This is a genomic window from Paenibacillus cymbidii, assembly GCF_004764705.1.
GTDB classification, from domain to species: domain Bacteria; phylum Bacillota; class Bacilli; order Paenibacillales; family NBRC-103111; genus Paenibacillus_AN; species Paenibacillus_AN cymbidii.
Window position 1 is genome coordinate 41961 of the sequence record NZ_SHLX01000024.1, and the last position, 11066, is coordinate 53026.

Sequence of the window (11066 nt, forward strand, 5' to 3'; positions counted from 1 at the left end):
GAGCATTTCCACCATGTCCAAAAAAGTAAGAGTAGCGATTATCGGCTGCGGCGGGATCGCAAACGGCAAACACATGAAGAGCCTGGCCAAAGTGGAGCAAGCGGAAATGGTCGCATTCTGCGATATCGTCGTGGAAAGAGCGCATAAGGCGGCTGCCGATTACGGCGCGGCCGGAGCGAAAGTATACGAAAACTTCCGGGATTTGCTGCAGGACGGTTCGATCGACGTCGTGCACGTCTGTACGCCTAACGATTCCCACGCGGAAATTGCAATCGCCGCGCTGGAAGCCGGCAAACACGTCATGTGCGAAAAGCCGATCGCCAAAACGGCGGCCGACGCGCGCCGCATGGTGGAAACGGCAAAACGCACCGGCAAGAAGCTGACGATCGGCTACAACAACCGTTACCGTGCGGACAGCCAATATTTGAAAAGCGTGTGCGAAGCCGGCGAGCTGGGCGAAATTTATTATGCCAAAGCGCATGCGATCCGTCGCCGCGCCGTTCCGACCTGGGGCGTGTTCCTCGACGAAGAGAAACAAGGCGGAGGCCCGCTGATCGATATCGGTACGCATGCCCTCGATTTGGCGCTGTGGACGATGAACAACTACGAGCCGAAGGTAGTGCTTGGTTCCGCTTATCACAAGCTGTCCCAGCGCGAAAATTCCGCCAATGCATGGGGCCCTTGGGACCCGGCGAAGTTTACGGTGGAAGACTCCGCATTTGCGCTTATTACGATGAAGAACGGCGCGACGATCGTGCTCGAGTCGAGCTGGGCGCTCAACACGCTTGACGTGAAAGAAGCGAAAGTGACGCTGCACGGCACGGAAGGCGGCGCCGACATGGACAAGGGGCTGCGCCTGAACGGCGAGAAAAACTCCCGCTTGTACACGAACGAAATCGAGCTGAAAAGCGGCGGCGTGGCGTTCTACGAAGGCAAAGCCGAAAGCGACGCCGACATGGAAGCGCGCTTGTGGATCGACGCTGTCGTTAACGACAAGCAGCCGGTCGTATTGCCGGAGCAAGCGCTGGTCGTGTCGGAAATTTTGGAAGCCATCTACGAGTCGGCACGCACCGGCAAAGCGGTGTACTTCGACTAATCGAAGACGGTCCGTCGTCAAAACAAGCCTGCAAGGTCATCGGACCTGCAGGCTTGTTTTTCTGTGCTCGCTTAAACCCCGACGAGCTTTTTTTCCGCTTCGGCCCGGTCGACGGCTGCCGCATGTTCTTCTTCGCGGCTTTCGCTTCGTTGTTCCTGCTCCCGCATCGGCTCTTGATCGTTCCGCTTGGCCGTTTCCACATCCGCCGCGTTCGGCTCGTCCTTCTGCTCGATTGGAGCGGCTGCTTCCGGCTCCTCCTTGTCTTCCGGCGGCATGTTTTCTGCGCCGAACGATCCGCCGCCGTCTTGGTCCTCGTCTCCGATACGGAACCGGCTGACTTCGGCGAACAACTGCTGCGACAGGCGATGGATGTCGTCGGCTTGTTCGGCCACGAGGCGGATCGAAACGTCCTGCTGGTAAGACGTCGAGCCCACTTCCTCGACGCCTGCGGCCGTTTCTTCCGCCACCGCGGCGACGAAATGCACCGACTCCATCAGCCGTTTGTTCTGCTCCTCGGCATTGCGGATCAGGCCGCCGATGCGTTCGATGCGCTCGCCGCCCGCCAGCATGGCCTCGCGGATCGCGGAGAAGGCGGTGAGCGTGCCTGCGACTTTGCCGTTCTGCCGCGCTAGGCCGGCGCGGGCTTGCTCCATGCGCGCTTCGAGCTCGCCGATCTGCCGCTGCAAGTCGACGACGATACCGGCGATGCTCTTCGAGGAGACGCCGGCTTCGGCTGCCAGCGAGCGCACTTCTTCGGCGACGACGGCGAAGCCTCTGCCGTGCGCGCCGGCGCGGGCCGCCTCGATCGCCGCGTTCAGCGACAAAATATGCGTCTGCCCGGATATTTCCGTCATCGTCTTGACGATGCCGCCGATCCGGCTGGAGCTGAGCGACAGCGTACGCATGGCTTCCAGAACATGGGCGATCATCGCTTCCGTCAACTGCGCCGTTTCGTTCAATTCCCGTACGGCGGCCGCTCCCGCTTCGGTCGTTTGCTCGGCATCCCGGTTCATGCGCCGCATCTCCTGCGCGGCGTCCCATACCGCATGCACGTCGCCTTCGAGCTCGACGATCACTTGCGCGCTCGTTTCCGTCCGCTGCGCCTGGTGGTCGGCGCCCGCCGAGATTTCTTCGATCGCCTTCAGAATGTCGGCGTTCGCCGCGGCGGTTGTGACCGACAGCTGCCGGAATGTCATCGAATGTTCGGCCAGCGAGGAAGCGATCGTCTGCGTGGAACCAAGCATGCGGCGCACCTGTTCGATCATGTTGTCGAAGCTGTGGCTCAGCTGGCCGAGCTCGTCGTTCGATTCGGCGTTGATCGTATGGCGCAAATCGCCGGCGGCAATGACAGCCATCGCTTGCCGCAAGCGACGAATCGGCCGGGTGAAAGAGACAATCAGCCAATACGAGATCAGGATCGTCAGCACCAGCACGATGACGGCGGCCTCAATCATGGCGAACGACGTTTGGTCAATTTTGTCCGACGAGGCGGCGACGGCTTTTTCCGCATCGGCCGTATAATCGCGATAGAAGTTGTCGACCAGCGCGAACATTGCGTCCCGCTGCGTTTGCGCTTCGCGGTAAAGCGAATCCGTATTTTTCTGAATATCGGTTTCGGTCAGGCTTTTGTTTTGGATCAAATTGACGGCGCGATCGAACGTATCGAAAAATTCCGTGCGCGCGAGCAGCAGCCGGCTGCGCCATTTGTACTGATCGTCCGTGGAGGCCGATTCGCTCATGCGGGAGAGCAGGTCGCTGAACGTTTTTTTCTGCTGCTCGAATTTGTCCTTATATTGAAGATCGCGCGAAATCATCAGGCCCGAAGACGTATCTTTCATGTCCTGCAGCACGACTTTGAGCTCCAGCGCCATCAGCTGCAGACGGACTTTATCGTTCTGGTTGCCGAGATGCCGATCGATCTTGCTGACTTGTACGTTGTTGAAGAGCGACACGGAAACGATGATGACGACGAGGATGGAGAAACTCGCAAGCAGCTTCGCGCGCAGTGTCAAGGACCGGACAATGTGCTTCATTCGACTCATGGGACCACTCCTGCGACAAATTTTTCCTTCATTGTAGCGGACGACTATTTTCCTCGCGTTTCCGCATTGTTAGCCGAATGTTAAATCGTTTTGCGGCTCGTTTTTTTGCGGTTTTGGCTGGATATTTCATCCTTTCACCAGTCTTTCAACTTTTACATTGTGTTTACGTTTCTATCGTTTTCGTTTTACAAACGGTTGTTATGATGGGTTCGTCGGATAAAAAAGTTGAGGGAGGACATGCTAACATGTCGAAGTTTGTTTGGAAAAAAGGATTGAGTCTTACGCTTGCAGCCGTATTGATGGTGGGGGGACTTGCCGCGTGCGGCAAAAAAGAAGAAGACACGAAGAACGCAGCCAGCCCGTCGGCATCCTCGTCGGTGAAACCGTCGACGTCGACCGCACCGTCGGCATCGCCGTCGACATCGCCTTCGAAAGCCCCTGAAGTAACGGGCAAAGTAACGGCTTCCGGTTCGACGGCGCTGCAGCCGCTCGTACAGAAGGCAGCCGGCGATTTTATGGCCAAAAATCCGAAAGCGGACATTCAAGTAACGGGCGGCGGTTCGGGCAAAGGCGTAACGGACGTTGCTACAGGCGCATCCGATATCGGCAACTCGGACGTTGAAGCCGACGCGCAATACAAAAGCCAATTGGTCGACCACATCGTCGTTCTGGCACCGTTCGCGCTCATCGTCAATAAAGGCGTAGGCGTCGACAACCTGACGAAGCAACAAGCGGCCGACATCTTCATGGGCAAAATTACGAACTGGAAAGACGTAGGCGGCAAAGACGCCAAGATTACCGTCGTGCACCGTCCGGAAAGCTCGGGTTCGCGCAAACTGGTCAAACAAATCGTCCTGAGCAACCAGGAGTTTACAAAAGACGGCGTGCAGCAAGATACGAGCAAAGCGGTTGCCGAAGCGGTAGGCTCGACTGACAACTCGATCGGTTACGTCGACGTGCCGTACATCAAGCAGTATGCGGACAAAATCAAAGCACTTAAGCTCGACGGTACGGAATACTCGTCCGAAAACATTAAATCCGGCAAATACTTGCTGTTCGGCCAAGAGCACATGTACACGAAAGGCGAAGCTACCGGCGCAACAAAAGCTTTCCTCGACTATATCATGAGCGCGGAATTCCTGAACAAGCCGGAAGTGGTCGACCTCGGCTTCCTGCCTGCGGATCTGTTGAAGAAATAAGCAGCTTGGCTTTCGAGAGCCGCGACTACGGTCGCGGCTTTTTGCATTTCCCGTCCAGCAAATTTTACATTCGCTTAACAATTGGTTGATTTCAAGCGAACATTGGCCCCGTATGCTTAGGGTACAAGATCGCTAGGAGGGCTAAAGGATGTCGTCGTCGTTGGTGGAAGAGATGAACGTGCAAGCACCGGCAGCCAAAGTCGTCACTTCGAGATGGACACGCATGCAGAACCGCAAAGATCAGGGCATGCGCTGGATTTTCGTCGGGAGCGCGACATTGGTGGCCGTCATCATTTTTTCGATCATTCTGTTCGTAGGCTACCAGGGAACGCAGACGTTCCGGGACATTTCGTTCGCCGAATTTTTCTTCTCGACAGACTGGTCGCCGTCGGCGGAGAAGTCGCCGAGCTTCGGCGCGCTGCCGTTCCTGTACAGCACGTTGCTGCTGACGGCGTTGTCGATTGCGCTGGCCATTCCGCTGGCCTTGTCCGGCGCCGTGTTCATGGCCAAAATCGCGCCGCGCTGGATGCGCGAAATTTTGCGCCCGGCCGCCGACTTGTTCGTTGGCATTCCGTCGGTCGTTTACGGCTTCATCGGGATGACGGTTATCGTGCCGGCCATCTCCGACATTTTCGGCAAGCTCGGCTACGGCATATTGCCCGCGGCGATCATATTGGCGGTCATGATCCTGCCGACGATCATGTCGATTTCGGAAGATTCGCTTCGTTCGCTGCCGGGACGGCTGGAGGAAGCGTCGCTGGCGCTCGGCGCCACCAGGTGGCAAACGATCTGGAAGGTGCTGCTTCCGGCGGCAAGGCCCGGCATTATTACAGCCGTCATCCTCGGCATGGGCCGGGCGATGGGGGAAACGATGGCAGTGTTTATGGTAATCGGCAACTCGCCGAAAATTCCGCACTCGCTGATCGATTCGACTACCGTGCTCACGACGGCGATCGTCAAAGACATGCCGAACACCTTTTACGGCACGCCATGGAACAATACGCTGTATCTGATGGCGCTCGTATTGCTGCTCGTTTCGCTTGCGCTCATTATGACCATCCGCATCGTGGCCAAAAGGAGTGAGCTGAAATGAACAGCAAAACAAAAGACAAAGTGGCGACGGTTTATTTTTGGGCGACGGGTATTATCATCATTCTCATTCTGGCCTGGTTCCTCGTACGGATTCTCGGCCAAGGGGTGCCGTATCTTTCCTGGCATTTCATTACCGGCAAACCGCAAGAGCTGTCGGCGGGCGGCGGCGTAGGGCCCCAGTTGTTCAACTCGTTCTACATCCTGCTGCTGTCGATGCTGTTCTCGCTCCCGATCGGCATTGGCTCCGGCATCTACCTGGCCATTTACGCCAAGTCGAACAAGTTTACGGATCTGGTCCGGATATCGGTTGAAGCACTCTCGTCCGTTCCCTCGATCGTATTCGGCCTGTTCGGGGCGCTGCTGTTCGTCAACCTGATGGGATGGCGGTTTTCGATTCTGGGCGGTTCCGCCACGCTGGCATTGCTCAACTTGCCCGTACTCGTTCGGGTAACGGAAGAATCGATTCGGGCGGTGCCGCGCTCGTTCTGGGAAGCTTCGCTTGCGCTCGGCTCGACCCAGTGGCAGGCGATTCGCAAAGTGCTCATTCCCGCGTCGCTGCCCGGTCTGATTACCGGCATCACGCTCGTAGCGGGCAGGGCGCTCGGCGAAACGGCGATTCTGATCTATACGGCGGGGACGGCCGTGTCGCGCCATGCGCCCGATCTCGATCTGTTCGCGATGGGGGAAACGCTGGCGGTGCATCTGTGGTATGTCGGCGGCAGCTCGCTGGCGCCGGACGCCAAAGAGATCGCCGCGGGAAGCGGTGCGCTGCTCGTGCTCGTGGTGCTCGCGTTCAACCTGATTATCGCCATACCGAGCCGGATCGTTTCCAAAAAAATTGGCGGGGGGAAATAAGCCGTGGAGAAGCATAAAATCAAAGTCGATTCGCTCAATTTGTTCTATGGCGACAACCAGGCGCTTCACGATATCAAGCTGAATATCAACGAACATTCGATCGCCGCGCTGATCGGGCCTTCGGGCTGCGGAAAGTCGACGTTCCTGCGCACGCTCAACCGAATGAACGATTTGATCGACAATGTCAGGATCACGGGCAACATTTGGGTCGACGGCCAGAACGTGTACGGCTCCGAAACCGACGTCGTTTCGCTGCGCAAGCGCGTCGGCATGGTGTTCCAGCGGCCGAACCCGTTCCCGATGAGCATTTACGACAATATCGCTTACGGGCCGCGCATTCACGGCATCAAGAAGAAAGCGGTGCTCGACGAGCTCGTCGAACGCAGCTTGGTGCAAGCGGCGCTGTGGGAAGAAGTAAAGGACCGTCAGCACAAGTCGGCGCTTGGCTTGTCCGGCGGCCAGCAGCAGCGGCTTTGCATCGCGCGCCTGCTTGCCGTCGAGCCGGATGTGCTGCTCATGGACGAACCGACGTCGGCGCTCGATCCGATTTCGACGCTGAAGGTGGAAGAACTGACACAGCAGTTGAAGGAGCGTTACACGATCATCATCGTGACGCACAACATGCAGCAAGCGGCGCGCATTTCCGACTACACGTCGTTTTTCCTCAACGGCTACCTGGTCGAATCCGACAAGACGGACAAAATTTTTACGACGCCAAGCGATCAGCGTACCGAAGACTACATTACCGGCCGGTTCGGATAAACGAATGCGGGCGCCTATCAAGGAGGAACGGATGGACACGAGAGCCAACTATCACCAATCGGTCGAAGGCTTGCAGAAGGAATTGCTGTACATGGGAACGCTCGTCGAGCAGCAAATCAATCTGGCGGTCGAATCGCTTGCCGAAGGCGACGAAACGAAGGCGCGCACGACGATCGGGCAAGACGACGAAGTCGACAACATGATGATCAAGGTGGAGGAGCACTGCCTCAGCTTGATCGCGCTGCAGCAGCCGATGGCCAGCGATTTGCGCATCATCAGCATGGCGCAGAAAATCGCCGTCGACCTTGAACGGATCGGCGACCACGCCGTCGACATCGCCAAAATTACGATCCGGCTGGCCGGCCAGCCGCTGTACAAGCCGCTCGTTCGTATTCCGCAGATGGCGGATATCGCCCGCGACATGCTGCAGGAAAGCTTGCGCGCCTATACGGAGCGCAACGTCAACCGCGCCGCGGCGCTGGCCGAACGCGACGACGAGGTCGACAAGCTGTACAGTGCGATCATGCAGGAGCTGATCCCGCAGATGGGAACCGACGTGACGGCGAGCCGGCAAATGATGTATCTCGTGATGGTGGCGCAATATTTGGAGCGGGTCGCCGACCATACGACGAACATCGGCGAAGGCGTCATTTACATGGTGACGGGCAAGCGCAAGGATTTGAATATTTGAGGCTTCCTGTTTTGTAACTCCAACCCGGCGCTTAGCCGGGTTTTTTCTCGTTTCACGCTCCATTATTGATGGCCGTGGCACCATGCCGGGCCGAGTAACCAAAATAGCCCATGAAAAATGGCCTATTTGCCCGATTTCGGGCGCCTCGACGGAAATAGCCAGTGAAAATACTGGTTATTTCAACCCTGAGGCCCCAAAAACGACCTTTTCAAGGGAATAACCAGTTATTTCACTGGTTATTTTGGAGGGTGTGCCCGTTTTTAACGAAATAGGCAATAAAAGATGGCCTATTTCCCCAGACGCTTGATCGGTGCGGCACGAAAAGCAAATTTGTTTTGTTGGCGGAGGGGAGAATGCCGCGGCTTTGTGCAACGTGTCTGCTTTGAGAGGGTTAAAACAGGGGCGAGGGGCGAGAGCGGAGAGCGGGGGTTGGGATGGAGAAGCGGCAGCGTTCGCCTTTGTTTTCCGGATTCCCCCTTGGCGTGATCGTTCAAAGAATCCGGAAAACAAGAAGCGATCGGAATCCCAACCCCCGCGCGCAGCGGGAGCCGATTTCGCCGTTTGCTCTAGGCCTGCTCTCCGTATGCTGCTTAGCCGCGGCAAAAAGGATGATTTTAACAATGGTTTTACAATCCGTTAATCCAACGCGCATGTTGAGCCGTTATAATCGAGTACATAAGCTTTTCGACGAATATCCACAAAGACGGACCGGCAACCAGATTCAGACGAACAGGCGGACGCAAGGATGAAAAAAGGGCAGCAGGCGATACTGGAGAGGGGCAGAGAGCACATGAGCACCCCCGCATTGGACCAGTTTTACGACATTCTGAGCAAGGAAAGCATTCGGGCGGTTTACCAGCCGATCGTATCGCTTACGGGTGGCGACATTTTTGGTTATGAAGCGCTTACCCGCGGTCCGGAAGGGAGCGACTATCGCAACCCCGAGCTGCTGTTCACGACGGCGGAGCAGGAAGGCGTGCTGTATCGGCTCGATTCGCTGGCGCGGGAGAAGGCGATTCGCGGCTCGATTCTGGAGCACGACCGGCAGAAGCTGTTTATCAACATTTCGTCCCACATTTTATACGACCCCCGATTCGTACCCGGCAAAACGATGGAAATTTTGCAGCAGAACGGCATGCGTCCGGAGCATATCGTTTTTGAGATTACCGAACGCAGCTCGATCGAGGACTTTACGCTGGCCAAAAAAATTCTGGCGCATTACCGCAGCCAAGGCTATAAAATCGCCATTGACGACGCCGGTGCGGGTTATTCGTCGCTGCAAGCGATCGCCGAGCTGAAGCCCGACTATATCAAAATCGATCGTTCCCTCATCAGCGGCATTCATCTGGACAAGGTGAAGGAATGCATTCTGGAATCGTTCGTCGCTTTTGCGAACAAAATGAACATTTTGCTCGTGGCCGAAGGCATCGAGCAGCCGGAAGAGCTGGTCAAGGTCGTGCGTATGGGCGTTCATTACGCCCAAGGGTATTTGCTCGGCATGCCGTCGGCCGAAGCGGCTTCGATCAGCCAAACCATCATCGCCAATATTATGCAGCAAAAGCGCAACCTCGGCCCGCTCGGCGGTCACGTGACGATCGGGGATGCCGCTTCGCCGATTCGCACGTTTGCGCCAAACGAACCGATTTCGGAAGTGGCCGGCTATTTCCACTCGCATCCGATGGAAACCGGCATCGTTGTCGCCAGCGATCAGGTGCCGGTCGGCCTGATTAACCGCGAGCGGCTGTTCCAGCAGCTTGCCGGGCAATACGGTTACTCGCTGTTCTGGAAGAAGACGCTGGACCATGTGATGGATGCAGGCCCCCTGGTCGTCGACGAAATGCTGCCGGTCGAACAAGTATCGCGAATGGCGATGGCGCGCGACAATCACAGGCTGTACGATCTTGTCGTCATTACGAAGCTGGGGCGGCTCGCCGGCGTGGCGTCGATTCAATCGATTCTCGAATGCATCACCAAGGCGAGAGTGGAGCATGCGCGCGTTTCGAACCCGCTGACCGGGCTGCCGGGCAACAGCGAAATCGACCGCGAACTGAGCGAGCGAATCGCGGGGGACGGCAAATTTTCCGTTATTTATGCGGATCTCGATTATTTCAAATGGTTCAACGACCGGTACGGTTTTCGCAAGGGGGATCGGCTCATCCAATTTACGGCCGAGGTGATTCAGCAATCGATCGCGCTGCACGGAACGCCGCGCGACTTCGTCGGCCATATCGGAGGCGACGATTTTATCGCGATTTCGAACACGGAGCGCCCGGAACGGCTTTGCGAGGATATTGTCCGCCGCTTCGACGAAGGGGTCGGTACTTTTTACGATGAGCAGCGGGCCTCGTACATGGAGGATCGGCACGGCAATCGGGTGGAAGGCGGGAGCGTGACGATTTCGCTGTCGCTCGTGTTGTGCGAGACGGGGCACAATCAAACGTCGCTGGAGCATATTTCGCAAACGGCGGCGACGCTCAAGAAACAAGCGAAATCGAAGCGCGGCAGCGTTTACGTATGCGCCTGCAACGACGAAGCGAACAGCTTGTCGAGCTGATCGAGCCTGCGCAGAATAAAAACACGGCGGCTTTCAACCTTGCGTTGGGAGCTTTTTTTGTTGTGCTCGGGGTGGATCCATATCGCGTCCATATCGGAGCGCACGGCGCCGATGATGTCGTTGCGCCAGGAATTGCCGATCATCACGCCTTGCGATGCCGCGATGTGCATATGCGAGACGGCGTGCCGGAACAGCGCGGGATTCGGCTTTCGCCATCCGCCCCGTTGCGACGCAAACACGTGCTGCCGCGGGATCAGCTTGAGCAACTGCAAACGCTCGAGCTGCATGTCGAGCTTCTCGGGGTTGCCGTTGCTGATGATGGCGAGCCGGTACGACGACGCCAGCTTGCGCAGCGTTTCCATGGCGCCGGGAACGAGCTTCGGCGTTTGCGTCTGCTTGTCGCGGATGCTGCGCAGCATCGCTTTGATCGTCGCATCGCCTGTGGGCAGCGGCAAATCTTGCAGGGCGTGGCGCATGCACGCCGATTGCAGCGCGGCGCGATCCTTGGCGGTGACGGATTTGCCGCGCTGGGACGACCGTTTGTTCCATTCCTGCACATACGCCGCATAGGCCTGTTTGGCCCCGGCCTCGCGGTCGCCCGACCATCTTCCCATATATTCGCGCAACGTTTCCAGGAAGCTTCCTTCAAACGACAGCTGCGGATCGACGAGCGTATGATTGACATCGAAAAAGATGACTTTTTTGTGCTCCGGATGAAACGCCGTCTTCATGTTGTTCGCTCCTTGCGGCACCGTGCCTTGCGGCGCCCTTTGCC

Annotated in this window: 9 protein-coding genes; 7 read left to right on the plus strand and 2 right to left on the minus strand. The window is 57.2% G+C overall.

Features of this window, described 5'->3' with window-relative positions; translation table 11 throughout:
• Positions 1-13 precede the first annotated feature (13 nt).
• Complete coding sequence (locus tag EXY20_RS27100) at positions 14-1096, plus strand: Gfo/Idh/MocA family protein (protein WP_135555265.1); 1083 nt, start codon at positions 14-16, stop codon at positions 1094-1096.
• 71 nt (positions 1097-1167) lie between these two features.
• Here EXY20_RS27100 and EXY20_RS27105 read toward each other — a convergent pair whose 3' ends face one another.
• Complete coding sequence (locus tag EXY20_RS27105; protein WP_135555266.1) at positions 1168-3138, minus strand: methyl-accepting chemotaxis protein; 1971 nt, start codon at positions 3136-3138, stop codon at positions 1168-1170.
• A 245-nt stretch (positions 3139-3383) separates the two neighbouring features.
• Between EXY20_RS27105 and EXY20_RS27110 the strand changes: the two genes are divergently transcribed.
• The 6 genes from EXY20_RS27110 to EXY20_RS27135 all read left to right on the plus strand — a co-directional run bounded on the left by EXY20_RS27110 (position 3384) and on the right by EXY20_RS27135 (position 10291).
• Positions 3384-4337 (plus strand): phosphate ABC transporter substrate-binding protein, encoded by a 954-nt coding sequence (locus EXY20_RS27110; protein WP_135555267.1) that lies wholly within the window; start codon positions 3384-3386, stop codon positions 4335-4337.
• A gap of 148 nt (positions 4338-4485) precedes the next feature.
• Entirely contained in the window at positions 4486-5430 is a 945-nt protein-coding gene (pstC, locus tag EXY20_RS27115; protein ID WP_135555268.1) for a phosphate ABC transporter permease subunit PstC, read from the plus strand.
• The gene (gene pstA, locus EXY20_RS27120; RefSeq protein ID WP_135555269.1) at positions 5427-6284 is read left to right on the plus strand and encodes a phosphate ABC transporter permease PstA; all 858 of its coding nucleotides are present in this window, start codon (positions 5427-5429) and stop codon (positions 6282-6284) included. The genes pstC and pstA overlap by 4 nt, the downstream gene beginning before the upstream one ends.
• Positions 6285-6287: 3 nt before the next feature.
• Positions 6288-7046 carry a phosphate ABC transporter ATP-binding protein PstB gene (pstB, locus tag EXY20_RS27125; RefSeq protein ID WP_135555270.1) on the plus strand — a complete coding sequence of 253 codons (759 nt, stop codon included), beginning with the start codon at positions 6288-6290 and terminating at the stop codon, positions 7044-7046.
• A 31-nt stretch (positions 7047-7077) separates the two neighbouring features.
• A complete protein-coding gene (gene phoU / locus EXY20_RS27130) occupies positions 7078-7737 on the plus strand; it encodes a phosphate signaling complex protein PhoU (RefSeq protein ID WP_135555271.1) in 660 nt (219 codons plus the stop codon).
• Positions 7738-8482: 745 nt separating this feature from the next.
• The gene (locus EXY20_RS27135; protein WP_135555272.1) at positions 8483-10291 is read left to right on the plus strand and encodes a GGDEF domain-containing protein; all 1809 of its coding nucleotides are present in this window, start codon (positions 8483-8485) and stop codon (positions 10289-10291) included.
• On the opposite strand, the gene EXY20_RS27140 is transcribed toward EXY20_RS27135, so the two are convergent.
• Positions 10246-11022: an HAD family hydrolase gene (locus EXY20_RS27140; protein ID WP_167859552.1), complete on the minus strand. Its 777-nt coding sequence runs from the start codon at positions 11020-11022 to the stop codon at positions 10246-10248. The genes EXY20_RS27135 and EXY20_RS27140 overlap by 46 nt on opposite strands.
• Between the last annotated feature and the right edge of the window lie 44 nt (positions 11023-11066).

What these genes read in the sequence shown, in the direction of transcription:
- EXY20_RS27100 (WP_135555265.1), top strand. Translation starts at nt 14, where the DNA reads ATGTCCAAAAAAGTAAGAGTAGCGATTATCGGCTGCGGCGGGATCGCA.
- EXY20_RS27105 (WP_135555266.1), bottom strand. Translation starts at nt 3,138, where the DNA reads ATGAGTCGAATGAAGCACATTGTCCGGTCCTTGACACTGCGCGCGAAG.
- EXY20_RS27110 (WP_135555267.1), top strand. Translation starts at nt 3,384, where the DNA reads ATGTCGAAGTTTGTTTGGAAAAAAGGATTGAGTCTTACGCTTGCAGCC.
- pstC (WP_135555268.1), top strand. Translation starts at nt 4,486, where the DNA reads ATGTCGTCGTCGTTGGTGGAAGAGATGAACGTGCAAGCACCGGCAGCC.
- pstA (WP_135555269.1), top strand. Translation starts at nt 5,427, where the DNA reads ATGAACAGCAAAACAAAAGACAAAGTGGCGACGGTTTATTTTTGGGCG.
- phoU (WP_135555271.1), top strand. Translation starts at nt 7,078, where the DNA reads ATGGACACGAGAGCCAACTATCACCAATCGGTCGAAGGCTTGCAGAAG.
- EXY20_RS27135 (WP_135555272.1), top strand. Translation starts at nt 8,483, where the DNA reads ATGAAAAAAGGGCAGCAGGCGATACTGGAGAGGGGCAGAGAGCACATG.
- EXY20_RS27140 (WP_167859552.1), bottom strand. Translation starts at nt 11,022, where the DNA reads ATGAAGACGGCGTTTCATCCGGAGCACAAAAAAGTCATCTTTTTCGAT.